The sequence below is a fragment of the Roseibium sp. genome (assembly GCF_048260565.1).
In the GTDB taxonomy this organism is placed as follows: Bacteria; Pseudomonadota; Alphaproteobacteria; order Rhizobiales; family Stappiaceae; genus Roseibium.
In genome coordinates this window covers 571757-595158 of sequence record NZ_JBLXGP010000002.1, presented here as the reverse complement: position 1 = coordinate 595158, position 23402 = coordinate 571757, and the positions used below count along the sequence as shown (strand labels likewise).

The window sequence follows — 23402 nt, the reverse complement described above, 5'->3', positions numbered from 1 at the left end:
GCCTACTGGAATGCCGTCTCGGCGAAACTTCTGAGTTTGCGCGAATGCAGGCGGTCGCTCGGCATGCCGCGGAGTTTTTCCAGCGCGCGGATGCCGATTTCCAGGTGCTGGGCGACCTGGCGCTTGTAGAAATCCGTCGCCATGCCGGGCAGCTTGAGTTCGCCGTGGAGCGGCTTGTCGGAGACGCACAGCAGGGTGCCGTAGGGCACGCGGAAGCGGAAGCCGTTGGCGGCGATGGTCGCCGATTCCATGTCGAGCGCGATCGCGCGCGACTGGGAGAAGCGCCTGACCAGCTCGCTCTGGTTCCAAAGTTCCCAGTTGCGGTTGTCGATGGAGGCGACGGTGCCGGTACGCATCACGCTTTTCAGCTCGTAGCCGTCGTAGCCGGTGATTTCCGCCACCGCGTCCTCCAGCGCCACCTGCACTTCCGCCAGCGGCGGGATCGGCACCCAGACGGGCAGGTCCTGGTTGAGCACGTTGTCCTCGCGCACATAACCGTGGGCGAGCACGTAGTCGCCCAGCGTCTGGCTGTTTCTGAGACCCGCGCAATGGCCGAGCATCAGCCAGGCGTGGGGCCTCAAGACCGCGATATGGTCGGTGATGGTCTTGGCGTTGGACGGGCCGACACCGATGTTGACCATGGTGATGCCGGCACTGCCCTTGCGCTTCAGGTGATAGGCGGGCATTTGCGGCAGCTTCGAAACCGCCTCACCGGACGAGGGCTCCCGATCACCGGCACGCGTGATCAGGTTGCCCGGCTCGACAAAGGCCTCATAGCCGCTGTCGGGATCGTCCAGCAGCTGGCGGGACATGCGGCAGAATTCGTCGATATAGAACTGGTAGTTGGTGAAGAGCACGTAATTCTGGAAATGCTCGGCCGCTGTTGCCGTATAGTGCTGCAGCCGGTGCAGGGAGTAATCCACCCGCGGGGCCGTGAACGAGGCGAGCGGCAGGACGCCGTCCACCGGCTCGTAGGTGCCGTTGGCGATCGCATCGTCCATCCGCGACAGGTCGGGCAGGTCGAAGACGTCGGCCAGCGGCATTGTGAGATTGGCGGCAGCAGCCCCGCCTTCCACATGGGTGCCGTCGTAAAAGGCGAAATGCAGCGGGATCGGGATGTCCGAATCGCCGATCATCACCGGCCGGTCGTGGTTGCGCAACAGCAGGGCGATCTGGGCTTCCAGATAGGAGCGGAACAGGTCCGGGCGGGTCACGCTCGTGGCATGAACGCCGGGCCGGGAGACGAAGCCGTAGGACAGGCGGCTGTCCAGCCGGGCATGGCTTTCCGTGGTGATCTGCACCTGCGGATAAAACGCCCTCACCCGGCCCTCCAGCGGTTCGCCTTCCAGATGGCGATAGAAAGCCGCACGCAGGAATTCGGTGTTGGCCTCGAAGATCTCGATCAGGCGCTCGACCGCCCTGCCCTCATCGGTGAAGGCCTCGAAGGCATGGGCGGGAGCCAGTTCCACCGGCCGCGTCACCGGAGCCCTGAAATAGCCGGATGTGTCGGACAAGACCGTCTCCTTGTTGTTCTCTTTATAAGATCAGGATCGCATGTTCGCTTGTCCCGTCAATGACCCTGTCAGGGAATTTTGAAAAATTTTTCACGAGGGGAAGATTTTTTGAAATTCGGTACGAGCTGCGATTGGTGTCCACTGCTTTTGCCAAGCTTTCAGTCTCACTCCCTCTCCCATCGGGAGAGGGTTGGGGTGAGGGGAACAAAACTCTCAGGGATACGGATAGGCCAGATCCCCTCACCCGGGCCATTCGGCCCGACCTCTCCCAATGGGAGAGGTGACTTGCGGCGCTGCCTTGCCACACTTTTCGTTGTCATCCCTGCGAAGGCTGGGGTCCAGTAATCTGGTGCGCCAGCCTGCTTTTCCAATCACAGGCGACACGGAGTACCGGAACCCGGCCTTGCCGCTGGCGCGTCAAACCGGGATGACAAGCGGAGGAGTGGCACGGCCTTCCCACACTGCCCGGCGTCATCACACGGCGAAGTCCGGGTGATCCAATCCACGTCGCCACCCGGAAACCCTCTGGATGATAAACCTCGCAGGCTGCTATTCTTATCTTTTCAGGGAGGGGTCACATGCGTTCATTCAGCCGGATCGAGGAACTCGCCAGCGCCCGCAAGGGCGGCGCCGAGGGTCTTGCCGAGTTGCTTTCCGGTCATCAGCCGAAAACACCGGACGAGTTGCGCAAGACCGGCGACGACCGCTGGCTGTCCATGTTCACCCGCTGCATCTTCCAGGCGGGGTTCAACTGGAAGGTGATCGATGCCAAGTGGGTCGGGTTCGAGGAAGCCTTCCATAACTTCGACCCGGCCTTCCTCGCCTTCCAGCCGGACGAGTTCTACGAACAGCTGACGGCGGACACCCGCATCGTGCGCAACGGCGGCAAGATCCGCTCCGTTGCGGAGAACGCCCGGTTCATCTGCGACCTTGCCAAGGAGCACGGCAGTGCGGCCGCCTTCTTCGCCGATTATCCCGTGACCGACCAGACCGGGCTGATGGAGCTGTTGAAAAAACGCGGCAGCCGGCTCGGCGGCAACACCGGCCAATATGCGCTCCGCTTCATGGGCAAGGAGAGTTTCATCCTGTCGAAGGACGTGGTTAATGCCCTGATCCGCGAAGGCGTGATCGAAAACGAGGCCTTGTCGAAAAAAAATCTGGCCGCGATCCAGACTGCATTTAACGAATGGAAAGCCGCTTCCGGCTACAACCTGAACGAAATCAGCCGAATTCTGGCCTTTTCGGTCGGGACAGTCGATTAACTTCTCGTAAAGCTTTTACCAGTGTAAACAAACTATTGAAATTTAGGCATTTTTCTTTTTCACAGTTTAACCGCTGATTTACCAAACCCGGTAACCATGACACTCGAAATTGCGTGAGGTATTGCGTCGCAATGAGAGTACTGCGTACCGGGGTGTCCTCCGTGGCACCCCACCCATCCCATCGGCCGGCCGGCGAAGCCGCCTGGCTCGACACGATCCTGAAGGGCGACTGCGTTGCCGCCCTTGAGAAGCTGCCTGCGAAGTCGGTGGACCTGGTCTTTGCCGATCCGCCCTACAATCTTCAGCTCGGCGGCGATCTGCACCGGCCCGACCAGTCCAAGGTCGACGCCTGCGACGATCACTGGGATCAGTTCGAAAGCTTCGAGGCCTATGACGCCTTCACCCGCGCCTGGCTGCTTGCCGTGCGCCGCGTGATGAAGGACGACGGCTCGATCTATGTGATCGGCTCCTATCACAACATCTTCCGCGTCGGCGCGATCCTGCAGGATCTCGGCTTCTGGATCATGAACGACATCGTCTGGCTGAAGTCGAACCCGATGCCGAACTTCCGCGGCAAGCGCTTCACCAACGCCCATGAGACGATCATCTGGGCGACGAAGTCGAAAGAGTCCAAGCCGACCTTCAACTATGACGCGCTGAAGGTGTTCAACGACGATCTGCAAATGCGTTCCGACTGGCACCTGCCGCTGTGCACCGGTTCCGAACGGCTGAAGGACGAGGAAGGCCAGAAGGTCCACCCGACCCAGAAGCCGGAATCCCTGCTCTACCGGGTGCTGACCGCCTCCTCCCAGCCGGGCGATATCGTGCTCGACCCGTTCTTCGGCACCGGCACCACCGGGGCCGTTGCCAAGAAACTCGGCCGGCATTTCGTCGGTGTGGAGCGGGAGCAGGCGTATATAGATGCCGCCACCGCGCGGATTACGGCCATCGAGGCCGGCTCCGGCGTGTCGCTGGAAATGCAGAAGGGCAAGCGCGCGGAAAAGCGCATTCCCTTCGGCACCCTGCTCGAATCCGGTCTTCTGGAACCGGGTACCGAACTCACCTGCGCCAAGGGCCGGCATCTGGCGATCGTGCGCGCCGACGGTTCATTGAAGTCCGGCGACCACACCGGCTCGATCCACAAGGTGGGCGCGCTGGTGCAGGGTCAGGAAGCCTGCAACGGCTGGACCTTCTGGCACGTGAAGAAAGGCCGCGCGCGTTCGCCGATCGACGAACTGCGCAAGCAAATCAGATCCCGTCTGCAGGCATAAGCACGACGGCTTTCGCGACTTCCCCGCGAACCTCACGCCTCCGGTGAAAGCCGGAGGCGTCTTTATTTCCAAATTCTTTTTTTATTTTCCGACCGCCACAGCACTGAAATCAAAGCGCTTTCGCGTAAAAAATCTCAAAATTACTTTTTCTTTGAAAAATAAAGATGGATTATTTATCTGAGAGCGCCTATGTATTCTTTATAAATTATTTTGGACGGACGTTTACTTCGACGTAAAATATCGAATTATCTGTACAACTCCATAAAATTTATCGCAATGGAAGCGGGGAAAACCTTTTCTCCGCAAGTGCGTTAATTCGGAAAATATCATGAAAAACGGAACAGTAAAATTCTTCGACAGCCAGCGCGGCTTTGGTTTCATCACGCCTGACGACGGTGCAAAGGACGTGTTCGTCCACATCAGCGCCCTGCAGAGCGCCGGCATCGAGACAGTGGTCGAAGGCCAGCAGCTGGCTTTCAATGTCGAGCAGGATGCCCGCGGTCGCTTCAACGCGGTCGGCGTCCAGGCTGCCTGACCCAACCGGCCGATCTCCGGCACGCCCCGCAAGAGGCGTGACAGGATCCAATCCACGATCTTATCGGGCGGCAGGCAGCGACACTGCGCCGCCGCCCGGTACACCCCATCGCAGCGACCGTCGCTGCGGGCCTTCGGGCCGCATACCTAGCGCATACCCCAATTGTGCGCTGCATGGTCTGCCGAGGCCGCGGCTTCATCCCGCAAAGGAAAATCTAAAATGGCACTTCATCGATTCTCGATCGGACAAAATGTCCGAATGACCGGCTGGCAACGGCAATCGGCCGATTCGGCCGAAACCTTCCGCGTCGTGGCGACCCTGCCTGAGCGCAACGACCTGCTTCAGTACCGTATTCGCAGCGACAACGAGCGCCACGAACGGGTCACGACCGAAGACAATCTTGAAAACGCGGACGCAGCGTCGTTCTGGAAAACCGCGCGATAACTCCTGAAGGAACTATCCCATGGCCAAGAGCCAGCTACGCGGAAACCGCGAAAAGAGAAAACCCAAGCAACCGAAAAAGGTCGAGGCAGCGCCCGTCGCCTTCGGTTCTCAGGTTGAAGCAATCAAGAACCGGGAAGCCGCCGGCCGCAAGGGTAAGTCCTGAAGCGACGATCTTTCCCGGTCTGCTGAACGACCAGGGTTCCCGAGCCGACACCTCTATATGAACCGCACCAGCGCCTCCGGCTCCGGCCGAGGGCGTTTTTGTTTTTAGGGGCCCTGCCGTGCTGCCGACAGGCCAGAGCGTCATCGGGGTTAACTCTGTTTTCAAGTCCCACTACTCATTGCAAGTCTTCCTGCATATACACGTTTTGATTGCATGCCTGAGGAATATTTGAATGAACGGCTGGACACCCGCTTCGAAACTCATCCTTTTCACCATTATCTTATCCGCATGTGTCCTCATCTGGGACCGAGAATCCCTTTTCTCTTTCAGGCAGACCGTTACCGAGACCTTTGACGGCGACGACCCGGACCTCATCCTTGCCGGCCCAGTCGATTTGGCGGTCAAGGAAGCATTAGAATGGGATTTTTCCGTTTCCGACGGAAGGTTTGTGCTGGAGAACAGATCCGCTCCCAAAAGCGCATTCTACAAGGACATCGAGTGGGTGCGATATGACGGTTCGGATAACCTTGTATCGACCAATCTCGCAAACATTTCGGTGACTGTCACTTCGGATGATCGAGGACGAGGTGGAGCAGGCGTTTTTGTCGGCTCCGGTCAGCGTGGCCGGTACTGGATGTTCTGCATCGACGGAAACGGTCATTATTTTGTGCTGAATAAATCCGGGCGAAAAGTGAAGACCGCTTTCAGCGGATCTCATGCAGCCATTCATCCCGACAAGGCGAACCGTGTAGCCCTTGAACGTCAGGAAGATAAAATTGTTTTTTTGGCAAACGACGTCGAAATCATTCAGGTTCCGATGAAAAACTGGAAGGGTAAACTTGACGGCGTCGGTTTGGGCGCATTCGGCAAGGGCAGCTACACGTTTGATGATCTGAAGATTTCCCAATAAGGCGTTCGACAGAAATGCAGCGGAAATTGTATCAATCAATTCTGGGCGACGCCTTCGCTCAGCTCCCCGAGGAAATCCGCTACATGCACACCTATGCGCGGGAAGCCACGGGGACGGCGAATGTCAGACGCGGAACCTCCTGGGCGGCGAGGCTCATCGGTACACTTGCCGCCCTTCCCGAAACCGCGGTCGCTGTTCCGGTACGCACCAGTTTTGCTCCGCTTGAGAATGGCGAACGCTGGACGCGACGGTTTGCCGAAGATCCTTTTCAGACTGACATGATCGCCGGCACGGAGGAACCTTATCCCTGTATGCGCGAGCGACTGGGTCCCTTCCTGTTCAAGATGCGCGTGACTGTCCACCCCGACGGATTGGACCTGGATCCGGAGAGTATCCACTTGGGGCCTCTTCGGCTTCCCGGTTTCCTTGCACCGAAGGCATACGGACGCGAGCGGGTGATCGACGGCAAATACAGTTTTTCCGTCAAAGTGAATTTCCCGTTGATCGGCACGGTTCTGGAATACGAGGGTCGGCTGATGCCGAGCAAGACCGTATCGGACGGTGGTCCGGGTTAAATATAACCACAGTGAACACGCGGCCTTGAAGGCCGGGCAATGCCGCAAGCTGCTTGGCACCAGATACTTGTCGAAAACTGTTCACTCAAAGCGGCGAACAACATGTAGTGTGACAGGGATCACATTTTCCTTCCGGCCACCGTGCCAATGAGATCAGAGCATCGGGCGATAACTTTGTACCATTTGACCGGAGCGCTTTTGTCTGGTGACAAGGCGGATTGCGCGCGGTGGTGTTTCCCACCACAAGCGCGAGCCAACGCGGTCAGCGGGCAAAAGAGCCCGGCCCTTTGGGTGTCAGAAAGCAGCCCATCGGCTGCGTTGCGCCGCTTGCACGATGCACCGCATCGCGCTTCGCGACGCGCCTGGCCGAGTGAACTGCTTTCAGACATCAAATGGTTCAAAGTTATCGCCCGATGCTCTAAGTCACCCGCTTTTCGCAAGCCCACAACCTATGAGGACGTCATGAGACTCTCCCCCCCGACAACCCTTGTCTTTATCATCTCCCTCGCTCTCGCCGTCTTCGCGATCCTCCCCCTCCTTGGCGTGGCGGTTCCCCATGTCGGGATTTCGTCGTTCATGATTCTCATCATCGCTTATGCGGTGCTGGCCGCCGGGGTTCTGTTCCGTAAACTCTAGGCGGCGTCTGCATTTAACGCCTTTCCAACCGGCCGCCCGCGGATATTCCGAGTGCGGCCGCGCGGCATCTATTCGAATGCCACCAGCGCCTTGCGCCTCTTGCCAACGGCCAGGGACAATCGCTCACCGCTGCCCAGATCCCCACTTGAAATCCGGCGGCGGGGATCGTCGGCGATCTGACCGTTGAGACGGACGCCGCCGGCTTCGACCAGGCGGCGGGCCTCGCCGTTGGAGGTGGCGAAGCCGACACCGACGATCAGTTCAAGGAGACCGAGGCCGTCGGCGACCCTTTGCAAATCCATCCGGTGGGTCGGCTCGGCAATGTCTCCGGTTCCGGAGAACAGCGCATCCCCCTGTTCCAGGGCCGCACGGGCCGCGTCGGCCCCATGGACGATGGCAGTGACCTGGGTCGCCAGGATCTTCTTGGCCTCGTTGAGTTCCGCGCCTTCCAGTTCCGACAGGCGGATCACCTCGCTGATCGGCAGTTCGGTGAAGAGGCGCAGGAAGCGGGGCACGTCGGCGTCCGCCGTGTTGCGCCAGAACTGCCAGAAACCGAAGGACGACAGGTGCTCGGGATGAAGCCAGACAGCGCCGTCAGCGGTCTTGCCCATCTTGGTGCCGGCCGCCGTCGTCAAGAGCGGCACGGTCAGGCCGAACAGGCGGCGGGCGTCGCAACGGCGGCCGAGCTCGATGCCGTTGACGATGTTGCCCCACTGGTCGGAGCCGCCGATCTGGAGCGTGCAGTCGTGGCGGCGGGCCAGTTCCAGGAAATCCACCGCCTGCAGCATCATGTAGCAGAATTCCAGCACAGTCAGCGGCTGCTGGGCCTCGATGCGGGACTTCACGCTGTCGAAGGTGAGCATGCGGTTGACGGTGAACTGGCTGCCGTAGTCGCGCAGGAACTCCAGGAAGCGGAATTCGGTGAGCCATTCCGCGTTGTCGACCAGAAGCGCGCCGTCGGGCCCGCGCATGTCGACGAGGCGTTCTACCGAGCGGCGGATGCCGGCGATGTTGGCGCCGATCTGGTCCCGGTCCAGGAGCGGGCGGGCGTCGTTGCGAAAGCTCGGATCGCCGACCTGGCTGGTGCCGCCGCCAAGAACGATGATCGGCCGGTGGCCGAGTTTCTGCAGCCAGCGCAGGGTCATGAGCGGCATCAGATGGCCGACGTGAAGGCTTGCCGCCGTGGCGTCGAAACCGGCGTAGGCGGTCACGGGCCCAAGAGCGAGGGCCTCGTCCAGCGCCTCCAGGTCGGTGCACTGGTTGATCAGGCCGCGTTCGAAGAGCACCTGGGCTGCTTCCGACTTGAGCTTCGTTGCCGGCTTTCCGGCTTCAATCATGTGAGTGGTCATGTTCGGCTTCCTGGGGATCGGCCCGCCAGGTGCCTTTTTCAAACCAAAAAGCCGCCTGACGCGGCGGCTTTTTCGGGTTCGTTCAGTGAGACAAGATCCTACGCAGCCGCCGATATGTCGGAGACGTAGTAATAAAATCCGGTGAGGGCGAAGATCTCGTTGCTCATGGAAGTTAGATGCGCGACGGCGGCGCATAAGTCAAGCGGACATTCTATCTGAGCGTCAGTCGGCGGCCCTGTCCGGCAGGAGCCGCGCAAGGATGGACCCCAGTTGCTCCGCCTCGCCCTTTTCCAGCCGCGAGGCAAAATGACGGTGGATCGCGGCCGCATAGGCCGGCCACATGCGCTTCAGAAGATCCGCTCCCTCCCCGGTCAGCCGCACGAGCACCGAGCGGCCGTCGGTCTCGGATTTCTCCTTTGACACGTAGCCGGCGGTCTCCAGCCGCGCCAGCAGGCGGGAGATGTTGTACTGGGCAAGCAGGGTCCGGTTCTCGATGTCCGACGGGCTCAGAGCCCCGTCCCGTTCCCGTTTCAGTTCCAGAAGAACGTCGTACCAGCCAAGGGGCGGGAACCCTTGCGTCTTCAGGTCTGCCTCTACCGCCGCAAGCACATGGGTGCTGGCGCGGATCAAACGCGCCCAGGCGGCGGTCTCGGTTTCATTCGGTTTTCCGGACATGCTTCCCGCTACCATTTTCATGCAGATGCATCAATCTTGATTTTTAAATGCACTTGCATATATTTTCATGCAGTTGCATTCAAATGGAGTTTCCGATGACATCCGATCTCACCCTCGTCAGCCATTCGCTTTGCCCCTATGTGCAAAGGGCCGCCATTGCGCTTGCCGAAAAGGGCGTTGCCTTCGAACGGGTCACGATCGACCTGTCGGACAAGCCGGACTGGTTCCGGAAGGTGTCGCCGCTCGGCAAGGTTCCGCTTCTCAAGACCGGCGACACCTATCTGTTCGAATCCGCGCCGATCCTGGAATATCTGGAGGACAGCCAGCCTATGCCGCTTCATCCGCGCGACCCGGTCGAACGCGCCCGCCACCGGGCACATATCGAATTCGGCTCGCAGGTGCTCAACGGCATCGGCGCGCTCTATAATGCCGCGGACCGGCAGGGTTTCGAAGAAAAGGCAGCCGCCCTGTGCGAGAAGTTTCTCCACCTGGAGCGGGAGCTCGATGCGGATGGGCCTTTCTTCAGCGGGCCCGATTTCAGTCTCGTTGACGCGACCTTCGGGCCCGTGTTCCGGTATTTCGACGTCTTCGACCGGCTGGGCCGGTTCGGAATTCTGGACGGACTGGAGAAGGTCGGGCGCTGGCGCGAAAATCTGGCGACGCGGACGTCAGTCAAGGAGGCGGTCACGGTAGACTATCCGGCGAACCTGACCGGCTTCCTGAAACGGCGGAATTCGTGGATCTCCGAACTGATCTAGGAAATACCGAGCTCTTCCTCACCCCGGTCCAAAATTAGTGGCACGACGAGGTCTTCCTCGTCGTCCAGGTGGCGCATCAGGCCGCCGAGCAGACGGTCGCTGGCCATGCCGAATATGTCCGCCGCTCTCAGGATCTCATCCCGATCGCCGTCGCCCAGCGCCTTGAAAAAGGCGTTCGCGCTCTCGACCATGTTCCCGATGCGGTGATCCAGCCATTCGTGGTCGTTTTCCAGAAGCTGGAACCCGGGCAGAAGCCGCGTTTCGGCTTCCGCGAACACCGGAAAATAGTGATTGTCCTCAATGATATGATGATGGTGAAGCCCGGTGAGGAAGTGCTGCAGGTTGCTGGTGAAATGGTGGGCGAAGGGCTTTGCCTCCACCTCGCCTTCCCGAAACTTCGTCAATGCAACATCCAGGACGCCGCCCATCTCGCGAAAGCCGTTGTGGCGGGCCAGCCAGAACTCGGTCAGCGGCCCGAGGTTGTGATGCGCCTGCCAGCCCTCGCGCGGATGGGATTTCAGGAGATAAAGCCATTCGTCCGGCAGACCGGTCCGCATGGACAGATCTGACGGGCCTTCCGCCGGGCTGACTGCTTTTTCGTTCATGGTGTTCTCCGCCTCCGGGCGGATTGTGTCCGGATCTTCTCTCTCGAAAGACTACCTAGGGCGCGTCGCCGATTGAGCCACACCCACCCTCGATACCGGGACACTCAGATTATATCAGAACGGTCCGAAAAACGACCGTCTCACTCAGCGGAAGATCCGGCAATGTCCATTCCGAGATATTTCCTCAGAAGACGCATGAGCTGCTGGGTCTCGCGTGCAGTCAGACCGCTCGGACGCGCCGCGTCGCTTTCCGTCAGCACTGGCTTCATCGCATCGACGAAGGCGGCCCCTTCCGGGGTCAGGTAAAGCTGGATCGCGCGCCGGTCTTCCTCCGACTGCTCCCTGCGGACCCAGCCGTCGGCCTCGAACGACTTGATCAGCTTGGTGGTATAGGCCAGCTTGAGCTTCAGCATCTCCGCCAGCTCGCCATGGCGGATGCCGGGGTTTTCGCGGATCAGGATCAGGGCGGAAATCTGGGCGGGACGCATACCTTTCGGCGTCAATTCCTCGCCGAAATGGTTATACACATGGGCCTGGGCCAGCGAGATCAGGAAACCGGACATGTTCTCCAGTCCGCCATAGGACCGGTCTTCGCAGGGCGCGTCGGATTTGAGATTGTCTTGCATGCTCTCCGTCTCGATTACCGTCCCGGCCGAAGGTCAACTGACGGACGCACGAGACTGACCGCGTATCCGGAGCCGATGCCGGACCGGTTCCTCAATCCGCGACCTTGAAGCCGCTATTCGTTAGTGTCTACCGCCCCTGTCCGTGCCGAGCAACACCGGCCGGTTATTTAGTTCACCAGGATAGCTTTCTAGCATCGAATTAAGTTTACGTGTGAAGTTTTTAAGATTACGCTCCCATGGACTTTGCGACCGCATTCATCAGAAACCAACCTTGCGGCCAGAGACGAAAACAGGGAGGAAACATATGAAACGGCTAATGATCGGCGCCGTCGCCGCTGCTTGTCTTGCGGTCTCGGCTCAAGCGGAAGATCTTCGGGTATCGCCGGGCGTTCCGTCCGCACACCCCGCCTACAGCCACGGCTACGCACATCTGCTCAAATATCTGCCGGAAGAATCGAACGGCGCGCTGACCGCGACCCTGATCGGACCGGAAGTCGTCAGCCTCGGCCAGATGAAGGAAGCGCTGCAGGCCGGCGTCACCCAGGTCGGGCTGCTGCTGCCGCTCTATTTCCCGGCGGATTTCCCTTACCTGAGCATTCCGTCGGAAGTTGCGCTGGTCGGAACCTCTCCGGACGCGATGGGGGCGGCAATGACCGAGTTCGTCGTGACCTGCGAACCCTGCCAGAAGGAATTGAAGGCCTTCGGCGCCGTATTCCTGGGATCGGGATCGACGGATATCTATCACCTGCTGACGACCAAGCCGGTCACGAGCCTGGAGGACCTGAAGGGCCTTCGGCTGCGCTCGGGCGGAGCGCCCTGGTCCCGATTTGCGGAAGCCTTCGGCGCGGTGCCGGTAAGCATGCCTGTAGGCGAAACGTTCGAGGCCATGTCACAGGGGGCCATCGACGGCACCGCCACATCCTACGGCGACCTGTTGTCGTTCCGGCTGGTCGAAGTCACCAAGGACATCAACACGATCAACCTGGGCACCTATCACGCCACGTCCTATTTCACGGTGAACGGCCAGACCTGGGCTGGCCTGAAACCGGAAGACCGCGCGGCCCTGGCACGGGCGGCGAACAGGGCGAATGCGGATACGACGCTTCGCTGGGCGCATGAACTGACGGCAGCCGCAACGGCCGCTGCGGAAAAGGCCGGAATCAAGTTTATCGACCCGCCGGCAGACATGGCCGAGGCCGTCAAGGCCTATGCCGCCAAGGATGCGGAAGCCGTCGCCAAACTCTACGCCGAGCGTGACGGCATCGAGGAAGCCGACGCCATGGTGAAGCGGTTCCTGACACTCGTCGACAAGTGGAACGGGATCGTCGCCGAAACCGGTCCCGATGCCGAAGCCATCGCGGCCAAGGTCCAGGAAGAAGTCTGGTCGAAGGTCGACTATTCGACTTACGGACTTTGACAGACCGATCAAAACAACAAGGGCGGCCGTTACGACGGCCGCCCTTTTTTATGTTTAGATTTTGCCGAGTTCGCCCCCTCTCCCATGGGGAGAGGGTTGGGGTGAGGGGAACAAAACTCTCAGGGATACGATAGGCTGGATCCCCTCACCCGGGCCGTTGGCCCGACCTCTCCCCATGGGAGAGGTAAATGGGAGGAAAACGCCGGAACTCGGAATTTTAGGCTAAAGCAGAAACGGTGTACTTCGCCCTATCCGGTCCATCTCACCCCACCCGCAGGATGACGGCCATGGCGGAATCGCCGGCGGCGCAGCCCTGGAAGAGGCCGTAGCCGCCGCCTTTGATCTCCAGTTCCTCGATCATCTCGATCATCGCCCGCAGGCCGGTCGGGCCTTGCGGGTGGCCCCAGATCAGGGAACAGCCGTAGTTGTTCATGGTCTTCCAGTCGATGCCGAAGGCGCGGGCGAAGGCGATGTCGTTGACCGCGAAGGGATTGTGCGACTTGACCGCCGTCATGTCGGCGATCGTCAGTCCGGCGAATTCCAGCGCCTTGCGGGCGGCATCGACGGGGGCGGCCGGCATATGGGCCTTTTCCACCCGCGCCTGTCCGACGGCAATCACTTGCACTTGCGGACCGCCGGAAACCGGTGACAGCTCGCGGGCACGACCCGGATCGGCTGTCATGACGAGGCCGGCGTTGCCGTCCGCCGGATGGGTCTGGGCGGCGAAGGTGACACTGCCGCCGTCGCGCACCGGTTTCAGGGCGGCCATTTTTTCTGCCGATGCCGGATAGACGCCGCAGTCGCCGGTCACGGTCTTCACCGTCTTGCGGAAGCGGGCGTCCGGTACGGCAAATTCCGCCGGCATGTAGCGCGTCTGGAAAGCCCGGCCGTCCTTCAGTGCTTCGGCATATTGGGTATTGCGATAAAGCGTCAGCTCGTGCTGTTCGGCGGTGTCGATGCCTTCACGCCGGGCGACGTTGTCGGCCGTGTCCACCATGGCGCAGCGGGCGAAGGGATCGACGTTGAAACTGTCGAGCACCACGTTTTCACTGATGCCCGTTCCGCCGGGCGCTTCGGGTGCCGGATAATAGACATGGGGCCCGTTGGAAGTCCGGTCGCCGGACACCAGGAGGGCGGTCGACGCCGTTCCCATGGCGAATTCGCCGGCGGCCGTTGCCACCAGACGGGCGCCGGTGGCGCAGGCCTGGTTTACGGTCGGACCGGGCAGGTGTTCGGCGCCTAATAGCCCGGTGAACCACGGCAGACCGTAGAAGCTGCGGTTCTGCATCACGGTGATGCCATAGGCGGCAAAGTCGAACGCGCTCAGGGGCAGCTTGCGCTTTTCCAGTTCCTCGCGCGCCACATGGGCGGCGAATTCCATGGAATGCAGATGGGCGAACTCGCCCTGCCAGCGGGCAAAGGGCGTGCTCCAGTAAGCGCCATAGGGAATGTAGGCATTCATCAGGCGGGCACCTCGGCCTGCTTGAGGTCGATGAAGTCTTCCGGCCGGTCGCCGAACAACGCCTCCACGTCACTGGCGCGGTTGGCAATCATCTGGCGCTGGTTCAGATAGGCCTTGTCGGTGATTTCCCCGGCATCCGGGTTGGGCGGGGCCAGCAGGAACCTTGCCCGCGTGGCATACCGGGACGAGCCGCCGCCCTGGGCCTTGAGGCTTCGCAGGCCTGCCGCGATCTTGTCCCGGACCGCACCGGACGCCAGAACCTCGGCCAGGGGCGCATCGTCGGGCAGGCCCGCACAGGCGCGGCACGCCGCTTCGTTGGGAATGAGCAGGAAGCCGATTTCGTCCCGGCCATGGCCGGAGACGACAACGTCCTGCGCGAGGGGAACGAGGGCATCGATGCCGGCGACGCGCAGTTCGCCGACGCTGACCCAGGTTCCCGACGCGAGCTTGAAGTCCTCGCTCACCCGGCCGTCGAAGAAGAGGCCTTTGGACGGGTCGTCCGGATCGGCAAAGCGCACCGCGTCGCCGATGATGTAGAAGCCCTCCGCGTCGAAGGCCGAGGCGGTGAGTTCGGGATGCCGGTAATAGCCGGGCGTCACGCCCGGCCCCTTGACGCGGACCTCCAACTTGTCGCCGTTCGGGATCAGCTTCAGGACCACGCCGGGCACGGGCAGGCCGATATTGGCGATGTTTTCCACCTGGAAATGGCAATGGGTGGCAAGCGGCGCAGTCTCCGTGGAGCCCCAGGAGCCGACGATCGGGATCTCGCGCCCAATTGTTTCCCGGCTGAGCCGCTTGAGATTTTCCCAGACTGTGGTCGGCAGGGCGGCGGCCGCGTTCATGACGAGGTCCATGTCGAAAAAGACCCCGCGCAACTCCGCATCCTTTTCCAGCGCCTGCGCCAGAAGATCGTAGCCGCGCGGAACGTTGAAGCTGATGGTCGGCTTCACGTCCTTCAAATTGGCGATGGTCCGCTCGATCAGGCCCGGCGCCGGCTTGCCCGTATCGATATAGAGCGAGCCGCCGTTCCTCAGAACCGTGTTGGAGGTGAAATTGGCGCCGAAGGTATGCGACCACGGCAGCCAGTCCACGATCACGGGCGGGTTCTTTTCCAGAAAGGTCCAGACGGCCGCGTTTGCCGCCTGGTTCGACGTCAGCATCCGGTGGGTATTGATCACCGCCTTCGGCGTTCCCGTCGAGCCGGAAGTGAACAGCAGCCTGGCGACCGTATCGGGACCGATGGCATGGAATGCGGAGGAAACGGCGGAAGAGGCTTCCGGCAGATCGGCCTCGTCCAGAAGCTGGACCTTGCGGCCTGTCTTTTCAGGCGCCTTACCGGCCAGAATAACCGCGTCGTGCAGATCGTCGATCGCATCCAGGGCGCCCGCATAGGCATCCGGATCGGAGACGTGGATGACGGACGGATCGATCAGCTCGACCATGGCCTTCAGCTTGGCGTGATCCTGCGACAGCAGGGAATAGGCGGTCGAAACGGTGGCGACGGGCACGCCGACATGCATGGCGGACAGTGCCAGCAGCGCATGGTCGACGGTGTTTTCGGACAAGACCAAAACCGGGTGCTCCGGCGAGGCGCTGGTGGACAGCAGCCAGCCGGCCAGCCCGAGCACGCGGGTGAGAGCCTCAGAATAGCTGACCTTGCGCCAGCCACCGTCCGCATCCCGTTCGGCCAGGAAGGTGGTGTCGGGGCGCTCCTCCGCCCAGCGCACCAGCCATTCTCCGACGCAGCGTTCGTAGGCCGGCAGCGGAATGCTGCTTTCCAGCAGGATCGCGCCCGAGGCTTGAACGGATTTCACGACACTTGGCGGCGCGAACAAAGGTTCGCCCCGCCTTCCGGACCAGGTGCTCATTTAATTCTCCTCCCGGACGCTCCGGCTCCCCCCGGCGCGCCTCGATTTACTTTCCTTGTAAACTATTGTCCGGGAGGCGGCCTGAATGCAAGGACTTTCTGGTGGGGTCTGACCGTCTGATCGCCCGCCTCATGAAAATATGCTCACGCGGACGGAGTTCCTTTGTTTCCAACGAACGAATGGCTTGTTAGAAATGCGGAATACGAGAGCTCCAGGCGATATACAACTGCTCCGACCAAGGTGCCAGACTCAGGCAAATAAAAGGCCGAACCGACACGCATGTCGCAATCGAAGAAAAGAAAAAGCCCGCATAAGCAGGTCTTCCAGGGTGTCGCCGAACAGATCGCTGAGATGGAAGCATCGCGAGGCTTTGTGAACCATCCGATCTATAAGACCGGCTGGGACCCTAATAACCAGTGGCATATTAAACACCTCATCCGCGAGGATACGTCGAAGTACGTCGACCAGTTCGATATCTCCTACTGGCCCCACAGAAGGACTTTTTTCTTCAATGTAAAGAGATCCAGAAGCACCCCGGAATTGGTAACTCTTTTAAAGTCCGGATGCGATGCGGGAGACTGGACAGATGCCGTATTCAGATACCCTTGTGACATATACAACCTCAGTCTGGGCGGAGTATGGCTCTGGGGGACGCCGCCGTCCTCCCTGAAGAAACGCGATCTGGATGATCCGGATGCCGCGATTGCCAAAATGGTGGAACGTTATCGGAAAAAGTCGGACCAACTGTTCAGAGCGCTGGATGAAAACCATCCATGCCGGGATGTCCATGTTGATTGGTACAATGCCGTCGGCTCCGAAAACCCTTTCGTTGCCAAAAACGGTCAACGTATCGGCAGACTTTGACAGGACACAATAGAAAGCCAGGTCGACTGACCACAAGCCTACAAACTGCAGACAATACCTGCCCCTTCCATCGTCATCCCGGCCGGAGCGTAAGCGGAGAGCCGGGACCGGGGAGCCGAGGTCTGTCCTTTGAGATCGGAACCAGACCGATAGCGCAGGGGCTCGCCGGTCCCGGATAAAGCCTGACGGCTTTTCCGGGATGACTTCGAGAGGGTGGTGTTGGCTTCTTCGCAACAAAAAAGCCCGGTCGGCTGACCGGGCTTTCTCACTTTCGTTCGCGACGTCCCTACTCCGCAGCGGCCGGGGTGACCTCCGCCGGGGCGGGCGGGGTCCATTTGAGGACCGGCTTGCGGGCTGCCGTCGTTTCGTCGAGACGGCGGCGCGGCGCCAGGTAGGGGGCGCCGGAGAAGCGGTTGGTTTCCTTGCGCTGCGCACTCATGACCAGATCGCGCATGGTGGCGATGAAGAGGTCGAGGGCCGCCCGGCTTTCCGATTCCGTCGGCTCGATCAGCATGGCGCCATGGACGACCAGCGGGAAGTACATGGTCATCGGGTGGTAGCCCTCGTCGATCATCGCCTTGGCGAAGTCGAGAGTGGTGACGCCGGTGTCCTTGAGGAAGCTGTCGTCGAACAGGACCTCGTGCATGCAGGGCCGTTCGCCGAAGGGCAGGCTCATCAGGTCCTGCAGGCCGACGCGGACGTAATTCGCATTGAGCACCGCATCCTCGGAAGCCTGTTTCAGCCCGTCGGAGCCATGGCTCATCATGTAGGCAAGCGCACGCACGAACATGCCCATCTGGCCGTGGAAGGCGGTCATGCGGCCGAAGGGCTGTTCGCCTTCGAGCGTGTCCGCTTCGGTTTCGACCAGCACCGGCCCGTTGTCCGTCTGGCGGATGAAGGGCAGCGGCGCGAAGGGAGCCAGGCGGTCCGACAGGACCACCGGGCCGGAGCCCGGACCGCCGCCGCCGTGGGGCGTGGAAAAGGTCTTGTGCAGGTTGATGTGCATGGCGTCGACGCCGAGATCGCCGGGGCGCGCCTTGCCGACGATGGCGTTGAAGTTGGCGCCGTCGCAATAAAAGTAAGCGTCCGCCTTGTGGATTTCCTCTGCGATCTCGATGATCTCGCGCTCGAACAGCCCGCAGGTGTTCGGGTTGGTCAGCATGATCGCCGCCACGTTGCCTTCATGTTCGGCAATGGTCGCCTTGAGGGCGGCCAGATCCACCGTGCCGTCGTCCTGTGCATCGATGGAGACGACCTTGTAGCCCAGCAGCGCCGCCGTTGCCGGGTTGGTGCCATGGGCGCTTTCGGGCACCAGCACCATCTTAGGATCGCGGCCGGCCGCCTTGTGCGCCGCCTTGATCGCCATCATCCCGCACAGCTCGCCGTGGGCGCCGGCCTTGGGGCTCATGGCGACAGCCGATGTGCCGGTGGAGACCATCAGCCAGCGGGCCAGCTCGTCGATCAGTTCGACCGCGCCCTTGACCGTGGATAGCGGCTGCAGCGGATGGATGTCGCCGAAACCGGGCAGCCGCGCCATCTTTTCGTTGAGGCGCGGATTGTGCTTCATGGTGCAGGAGCCGAGCGGATAAAGCCCGCTGTCGATCGCGTAGTTGTTGCGCGACAGGCGCACGTAATGGCGCATGGCTTCCGGCTCGGCGAGACCGGGCAATTCCAGCTCCGCCGCGCGGGCATGGTGCCCAAGCTCGGGCGCGAAGTCTTCCGGTTCATCCAGATCGACACCCATGGTTTCGAAATGGCCGAATTCGAAGATCAGCGGCTCTTCCATGTCGAGACCGCGGTTGCCGGTGAAGGTCTTCGGGCGGTAGCCGCTTTCCGCTTCGCCCGGAGCCGTCGGACGTCCTTGCGTGTTCATGCTCATGCCAGCACCTCCTTGAGCGCGTCTGCAAAGGCTGCGCGGTCCTCGTCAGTGTTCACCTCCGTGGAAGCGACCACCAGCAGGTTTTCAAGCTCCGGCTTGCCCGGCTCGAGCCGCGACACCGGCACGCCGCCGAGAATGCCCTTTTCGGCGAGCGCCTCGACCACGCCGTGGGCCGGTTTGGACAGCCTGACGGTGAACTCGTTGAAATAGGCGGTGTTCAGAACCTCCACGCCCGGCACCGCCGACAGGTCCTTCTTCAGCTTCACCGCATTGGCGTGGTTGATCCGCGCCAGCTTCTTCAGCCCCCCGCCGCCGAGCAGCGACATGTGGATGGTGAAGGCGAGACAGCAGAGGCCGGAGTTGGTGCAGATGTTCGACGTCGCCTTTTCGCGGCGGATATGCTGCTCGCGGGTCGAAAGCGTCAGCACGAACCCGCGCCGGCCTTCCGCATCGACCGTCTCGCCGCACAGGCGTCCGGGCATCTGGCGGATGAATTTCTGGTTGGTGGCGAAGAGACCCACGTAAGGCCCGCCGAAGTTGAGCCCGTTGCCGATGGACTGGCCTTCGCCGACGACGATATCGGCTCCTTGCGCGCCCGGCGGTTCGATCAGGCCGAGGGACACGACCTCGGTGAAGACGGCGATCAGCAAGGCCCCATGAGCATGGGCCTTTTCGGCAATCGGCTTCAGATCGATCAACTGGCCGTAGAAGGACGGCGACTGGACGACGACGCAGGAGGTCTCGTCGTCGATTTGGCTCAGAATATCCTCCGTGCCGGTCGGGTCCGCCGGAAGGGACACGACCTTATCGTCGGCCATGCCGGAGATGTCCTCGACCACGTCGCGATATTGCGGATGCAGTCCGCCGGACAGCACCGCCTTGTTGCGCCTCGTCACCCGGTGGGCCATCAGCACCGCCTCGCCGGTGCCGGTCGAGCCGTCGTACATGGAGGCATTGGCCACATCCATGCCCGTCAGCCGCGCGACCTGGGTCTGGAACTCGAACAGGTATTGCAGCGTGCCTTGGGTGATCTCCGGCTGGTACGGCGTGTAGGAGGTCAGGAACTCGGACCGCTGGATCAGGTGATCGACGGTTGCCGGAACGTGGTGCTTGTAGGCACCTGCACCGACGAAGAAGGGGACCGATCCGGCGGCGACGTTTTTCGCCGCCAGGGCCGACAGTTGCCGTTCGACCTGAAGCTCGCCGGCACGGCGCGGCAGGTCGAGAAGTCCGTTCAGGCGGGCCTTTTCGGGAACATCGGCAAACAGGTCGTCGATGGTGTCGACGCCGATACGTGCCAGCATGTCGCCGCGGTCCGTATCGCTCAGGGGCAGATAGCGCATGGTGCAGCTCTTTGAGTTAGGGAGAAACGAGACGCAGGGGTTCGGGCGCGATCACGATCTCCGTCTTGACGGAATTGGCGATGAAACAGATTTCATGCGCCTTTTCGTGGAGGTCTTCGAACCAGGTCGGATCGGGCATCTTATCGGCCCGAAGGGTGACCTGGGGCCGGAGCGTCACCTTGGTGACCGCCATTTGGCCTCGGCCGATCCGGGTCATGACGCCTTCCGCCTTGTCCGTGTAGCTCTCGATGACGTATTTGGCGTGGCGGGCCAGGTCGATGAAGGTCATCATGTGGCAGGACGAAAGCGCGGCCACGAAGGCCTCTTCCGGATCGACGGCGGCTTCCTTCGAATAGGGCAGCGGTACCACGGAGGGCGATGCCGAGGCTGGCACCTCCACCCCGCCGTCGAAACGCCACAGGTGACCGCGGGAATATTGTCCCTTGGCGAAGTCTCCCTCGCAGCGCCAGACCACTTCAGCGGTGTAGAGGTGTCCTGCCATGATCAGAGCGTGTCCACGTAGGCCTTGTAGGCGGCAGCATCCATCAGGCCTTCCAGTTCGCCGGCATCGGCGAGCTTCACCTTGATGAACCAGGCGGCGCCTTCCGGGTCGTCGTTGACCTTGGCCGGCTCGTCGACCAGGGCGTCGTTCGCCTCGACGACATCGCCTCCGACGGCGGCATAGACTTCACTGGCGGCCTTGACCGATTCCACGACGGCGGCTTCGTCGCCCTTCGACAGGGACTTGCCGACTTCGGGAAGTTCTACGTAGACGACGTCGCCAAGCTGTTCCTGGGCATAGCCGGTGATGCCGATGGTGGCGGTGTCGCCGTCGACGGAAATCCATTCGTGGTCTTTGGAGTAATAGGTGGTCATGTTTTGTCCCGGAGTTCTGGAAGTGGATTATGAGGTTTTCGGTTTGCGGTAATAGCGGTGCGGCACGAAGGGCATGTCGACGACTTCCGCCGGCAAGTCCTTGCCGCGTACCACCAGATTAAGCTTCGTTCCAACGGCGGCATGCTCGGCGGCCACATAGCCCATGGCAATCGGCGCACCGAGGCTCGGGGCAAAACCGCCCGAGGTGACGGTGCCAACGGTCGGGCCATCGGGCAGGCGGATTTCCGCGCCCTCGCGGGCCGGCGCCCTGCCTTCCAGCTTGAGGCCGATGCGCAGGCGCCCCGGTCCGTCGCGCAGCTCCGCCTGGATGCGCTCGGCGCCAGGAAAGCCGCCTTCCTCGCGCCGGCGTTTCTGCATGGCGAAGGTGATTGCTCCTTCGACCGGCGACGTGGTTTCATCGAGGTCGTGGCCGTAGAGACAGAGACCGGCTTCCAGGCGCAGGCTGTCGCGGGCACCAAGACCGATCGGCTTCACCCGCTCATCGGCCAGCAGCGCGCGGGCAATCGGCTCGGCCGCGCCGGCCGGCACGGACATCTCCACTCCGTCCTCGCCGGTGTAACCGGCGCGGGCGATGTGGCAGGAAATGCCGTCGAATTCCATGAAATCGCCGGTCATGAAGGCGAGATCCGCAGCAGCGGGCGCATGGGCCGCAACGACCTCCACGGCCGACGGCCCCTGCACCGCGATCAGGGCCCTGTCCTCCAGGATCTCCAGACGGACGTTCTCCGGTAGCCCGGCCTTTAATAACGGATAATCGATGTCCTTGCGGGAGGCGTTGACCACGAGCAGCAGTTGGCCGTCACGCGCCTCGGCGAGGGGCCGGGTGACCATCAAATCGTCGACGATGCCGCCTTCGCCGTTGAGCAGAACCGTGTAACGTTGCCTGCCGCGGCCGAGTTCCAGCATGTTGGAAGGCACCAGCGCTTCCAGCGCGCGCGCCGTGGTCTCGTGATCCGGACCGTGCAGGATCGCCTGGCCCATGTGGGACACATCGAACAGGCCGGCCTCCGCACGGGTATGCAGATGCTCGTTCATGATGCCGCTCGGGTACTGCACCGGCATTTCGTAGCCGGCGAAAGGCACCATGCGCGCACCGAGTTCTATGTGAAGATCGTAAAGCGGCGTTTTTTTCAAATCGCCTGGGACGTCCGGTTCAGCCATGTGAACTCCTCGGGTTCAAGAGTGCGCAAATGACGATTGCCATCGTCTTCTGCACCCCCTCTGTCCGAGTACCTGAGAGATTTCCCGCGCCCTGCCGGCCTGTCCGCCGGCAAAAACGGTTACTCCTTCGGTGAGCCGTTCCGTCCCTTTTTGACACGGGGCGGAAAACTGCTTTCCAGAGCGTCGATGTCCAAGCGGTCCTTTTGCCTGAGAGTTTCCGGGGCGGTTGCTCCTTCGGCTCCGGTCTGTTTCACCCGGTCTCTCCCGCTTGGGCTTTTGAAACGGCTGGCGAGTTTCCCTCCTGAAGGTATACCTCAGCCCGTTCCGGCGGCTCGCTAACGACCCGAGCCAGTGCCGGGATTGTTCACTGAGGCCTGCTTATTGTCAATAACCCGACCTTATACATTCGGACTATGTCCGGGTTTTACCGGCCTTTCTTGCGGCCTTCATCGAAGCCGAAGACAATCTTCATTTGCTTGTTCTGCGGGACAAGGAACTTGTTCTCGACCAGGGTCCAGGCTTCGCTCGGCTGCCCCTCCCCGATCGTGACCGGGACGGCCAGCAGATCCGAGACGATCGGCGCTTCGCCCTCTTCGGGCGGAAGAATCGCGACACGGATCGGCAGGCCGACCTCTCCGCCCTTCCAGGCCGGTCCGGGCGTCACGTGACCGGAAAAGCCGATCTTGATGCGCGTCTGGTCGGTTCCCTCCCGGGTGCAGCTTCTGGCCCATTCCTCGATTGCCGCCTGATAGAGCAGGCCTTCCGGCTCGTTCTCCTTGCCGCGGGCATATTTCGAGATGAGGTAAGTGTCGGGCTTGAGCTGGATCGGCGGACAATAGATCTGCGTCGCGAACGAGTCCGGATCGACCTGGATCGGCTGCTGACCGCCGGCCACGATCGTCGCGAAGGTTCCGCGTGTCTTGCCGGTTTGCGCCTGCCCTGCGGCACCGCTGCCGGCGAGTTCGTCCGAACCGCCACCCATGCACCCACTCAGGACACCGGCGCATAGCGTGCCGGCCATTACGGCTTTGAGCCAGGAGGCATTGACGCCCATTTTCATTGATCACCTGTCTAATTAGCTGCCTTTTGGCGTTGCTTCATAGCAGGAGAGTGAAACATTGGCGAGACTGAGGCGTGCATGCGGCGTTCGATTCGGGTTCCGCTTCCTGTTGCGCACCGCCAACAGGC

Annotated in this window: 24 protein-coding genes and 1 riboswitch; of the genes, 11 read left to right on the top strand and 13 right to left on the bottom strand. The window is 61.4% G+C overall.

Translation table 11 applies throughout. The features are described 5' to 3' along the window. Positions 1 to 2: 2 nt before the first annotated feature. A complete protein-coding gene (locus ACN0SO_RS07160; protein ID WP_417675998.1) occupies positions 3 to 1514 on the bottom strand; it encodes an AMP nucleosidase in 1512 nt (503 codons plus the stop codon). Between the two features lie 578 nt (positions 1515 to 2092). On the opposite strand from ACN0SO_RS07160, the gene ACN0SO_RS07155 reads away from it, so the two are divergent. From ACN0SO_RS07155 to ACN0SO_RS07120, 8 genes are all read left to right on the top strand, one after another. Then, a complete protein-coding gene (locus tag ACN0SO_RS07155; RefSeq protein WP_417675996.1) occupies positions 2093 to 2776 on the top strand; it encodes a DNA-3-methyladenine glycosylase I in 684 nt (227 codons plus the stop codon). Positions 2777 to 2907: 131 nt separating this feature from the next. Further along, the gene (locus tag ACN0SO_RS07150) at positions 2908 to 4047 is read left to right on the top strand and encodes a site-specific DNA-methyltransferase (protein ID WP_417675994.1); all 1140 of its coding nucleotides are present in this window, start codon (positions 2908 to 2910) and stop codon (positions 4045 to 4047) included. 325 nt (positions 4048 to 4372) lie between these two features. After that, positions 4373 to 4582, top strand: coding sequence for a cold-shock protein (locus ACN0SO_RS07145; protein WP_346900774.1), 210 nt, complete (start codon positions 4373 to 4375; stop codon positions 4580 to 4582). Between the two features lie 219 nt (positions 4583 to 4801). Then, entirely contained in the window at positions 4802 to 5026 is a 225-nt protein-coding gene (locus ACN0SO_RS07140; RefSeq protein WP_417675992.1) for a hypothetical protein, read from the top strand. 19 nt (positions 5027 to 5045) lie between these two features. Further along, complete coding sequence (locus ACN0SO_RS07135) at positions 5046 to 5189, top strand: hypothetical protein (protein WP_417675990.1); 144 nt, start codon at positions 5046 to 5048, stop codon at positions 5187 to 5189. A gap of 232 nt (positions 5190 to 5421) precedes the next feature. Beyond that, positions 5422 to 6099: a hypothetical protein gene (locus ACN0SO_RS07130; RefSeq protein WP_417675988.1), complete on the top strand. Its 678-nt coding sequence runs from the start codon at positions 5422 to 5424 to the stop codon at positions 6097 to 6099. A 14-nt stretch (positions 6100 to 6113) separates the two neighbouring features. Next, the gene (locus ACN0SO_RS07125) at positions 6114 to 6674 is read left to right on the top strand and encodes a DUF4166 domain-containing protein (protein ID WP_417675986.1); all 561 of its coding nucleotides are present in this window, start codon (positions 6114 to 6116) and stop codon (positions 6672 to 6674) included. A 462-nt stretch (positions 6675 to 7136) separates the two neighbouring features. Continuing rightward, the gene (locus ACN0SO_RS07120) at positions 7137 to 7310 is read left to right on the top strand and encodes a hypothetical protein (protein WP_417675984.1); all 174 of its coding nucleotides are present in this window, start codon (positions 7137 to 7139) and stop codon (positions 7308 to 7310) included. Positions 7311 to 7378: 68 nt separating this feature from the next. Here the strand turns inward: ACN0SO_RS07120 and tyrS are convergent, their stop codons facing one another. Together tyrS and ACN0SO_RS07110 are read right to left on the bottom strand one after the other, a co-directional pair. After that, positions 7379 to 8659 carry a tyrosine--tRNA ligase gene (gene tyrS, locus ACN0SO_RS07115; protein ID WP_417675982.1) on the bottom strand — a complete coding sequence of 427 codons (1281 nt, stop codon included), beginning with the start codon at positions 8657 to 8659 and terminating at the stop codon, positions 7379 to 7381. A gap of 222 nt (positions 8660 to 8881) precedes the next feature. Continuing rightward, the gene (locus tag ACN0SO_RS07110; RefSeq protein ID WP_417675980.1) at positions 8882 to 9334 is read right to left on the bottom strand and encodes a MarR family winged helix-turn-helix transcriptional regulator; all 453 of its coding nucleotides are present in this window, start codon (positions 9332 to 9334) and stop codon (positions 8882 to 8884) included. Between the two features lie 95 nt (positions 9335 to 9429). Here ACN0SO_RS07110 and ACN0SO_RS07105 point away from each other — a divergent pair, with 95 nt between their 5' ends. Continuing rightward, positions 9430 to 10092: a glutathione S-transferase family protein gene (locus ACN0SO_RS07105; protein WP_417675978.1), complete on the top strand. Its 663-nt coding sequence runs from the start codon at positions 9430 to 9432 to the stop codon at positions 10090 to 10092. On the opposite strand, the gene ACN0SO_RS07100 is transcribed toward ACN0SO_RS07105, so the two are convergent. Then, positions 10089 to 10697, bottom strand: coding sequence for a hemerythrin domain-containing protein (locus ACN0SO_RS07100; RefSeq protein WP_417675976.1), 609 nt, complete (start codon positions 10695 to 10697; stop codon positions 10089 to 10091). The two genes, ACN0SO_RS07105 and ACN0SO_RS07100, sit on opposite strands and share 4 nt — an antisense overlap. Positions 10698 to 10837: 140 nt before the next feature. Further along, positions 10838 to 11323 carry a MarR family winged helix-turn-helix transcriptional regulator gene (locus tag ACN0SO_RS07095; RefSeq protein WP_417675974.1) on the bottom strand — a complete coding sequence of 162 codons (486 nt, stop codon included), beginning with the start codon at positions 11321 to 11323 and terminating at the stop codon, positions 10838 to 10840. A gap of 304 nt (positions 11324 to 11627) precedes the next feature. Between ACN0SO_RS07095 and ACN0SO_RS07090 the strand changes: the two genes are divergently transcribed. Then, entirely contained in the window at positions 11628 to 12740 is a 1113-nt protein-coding gene (locus ACN0SO_RS07090; protein WP_417675972.1) for a C4-dicarboxylate TRAP transporter substrate-binding protein, read from the top strand. A gap of 262 nt (positions 12741 to 13002) precedes the next feature. Here the strand turns inward: ACN0SO_RS07090 and ACN0SO_RS07085 are convergent, their stop codons facing one another. Together ACN0SO_RS07085 and ACN0SO_RS07080 are read right to left on the bottom strand one after the other, a co-directional pair. Beyond that, complete coding sequence (locus ACN0SO_RS07085) at positions 13003 to 14202, bottom strand: thiolase family protein (protein WP_417675970.1); 1200 nt, start codon at positions 14200 to 14202, stop codon at positions 13003 to 13005. After that, positions 14202 to 16070, bottom strand: coding sequence for a feruloyl-CoA synthase (locus ACN0SO_RS07080; protein ID WP_417675968.1), 1869 nt, complete (start codon positions 16068 to 16070; stop codon positions 14202 to 14204). Before ACN0SO_RS07080 ends, ACN0SO_RS07085 begins: the two co-directional genes overlap by 1 nt. A gap of 279 nt (positions 16071 to 16349) precedes the next feature. On the opposite strand from ACN0SO_RS07080, the gene ACN0SO_RS07075 reads away from it, so the two are divergent. Then, positions 16350 to 16934: a hypothetical protein gene (locus tag ACN0SO_RS07075; RefSeq protein WP_417675966.1), complete on the top strand. Its 585-nt coding sequence runs from the start codon at positions 16350 to 16352 to the stop codon at positions 16932 to 16934. A gap of 286 nt (positions 16935 to 17220) precedes the next feature. On the opposite strand, the gene gcvPB is transcribed toward ACN0SO_RS07075, so the two are convergent. From gcvPB to ACN0SO_RS07045, 6 genes are all read right to left on the bottom strand, one after another. After that, a complete protein-coding gene (gcvPB, locus tag ACN0SO_RS07070; protein WP_417675964.1) occupies positions 17221 to 18813 on the bottom strand; it encodes an aminomethyl-transferring glycine dehydrogenase subunit GcvPB in 1593 nt (530 codons plus the stop codon). Beyond that, entirely contained in the window at positions 18810 to 20156 is a 1347-nt protein-coding gene (gene gcvPA, locus ACN0SO_RS07065) for an aminomethyl-transferring glycine dehydrogenase subunit GcvPA (protein ID WP_417675962.1), read from the bottom strand. Before gcvPA ends, gcvPB begins: the two co-directional genes overlap by 4 nt. 16 nt (positions 20157 to 20172) lie before the next feature. Beyond that, positions 20173 to 20658, bottom strand: coding sequence for an OsmC family protein (locus ACN0SO_RS07060; protein WP_417675960.1), 486 nt, complete (start codon positions 20656 to 20658; stop codon positions 20173 to 20175). Positions 20659 to 20660: 2 nt separating this feature from the next. Continuing rightward, positions 20661 to 21032 (bottom strand): glycine cleavage system protein GcvH, encoded by a 372-nt coding sequence (gene gcvH, locus ACN0SO_RS07055; RefSeq protein WP_417675958.1) that lies wholly within the window; start codon positions 21030 to 21032, stop codon positions 20661 to 20663. A gap of 27 nt (positions 21033 to 21059) precedes the next feature. Next, positions 21060 to 22214, bottom strand: a complete 1155-nt coding sequence (gcvT, locus tag ACN0SO_RS07050) for a glycine cleavage system aminomethyltransferase GcvT (protein WP_417675956.1) — start codon at positions 22212 to 22214, stop codon at positions 21060 to 21062. A 185-nt stretch (positions 22215 to 22399) separates the two neighbouring features. Continuing rightward, positions 22400 to 22491: riboswitch (glycine riboswitch) on the bottom strand. A gap of 147 nt (positions 22492 to 22638) precedes the next feature. Next, entirely contained in the window at positions 22639 to 23274 is a 636-nt protein-coding gene (locus ACN0SO_RS07045; RefSeq protein ID WP_417675954.1) for a hypothetical protein, read from the bottom strand. Between the last annotated feature and the right edge of the window lie 128 nt (positions 23275 to 23402).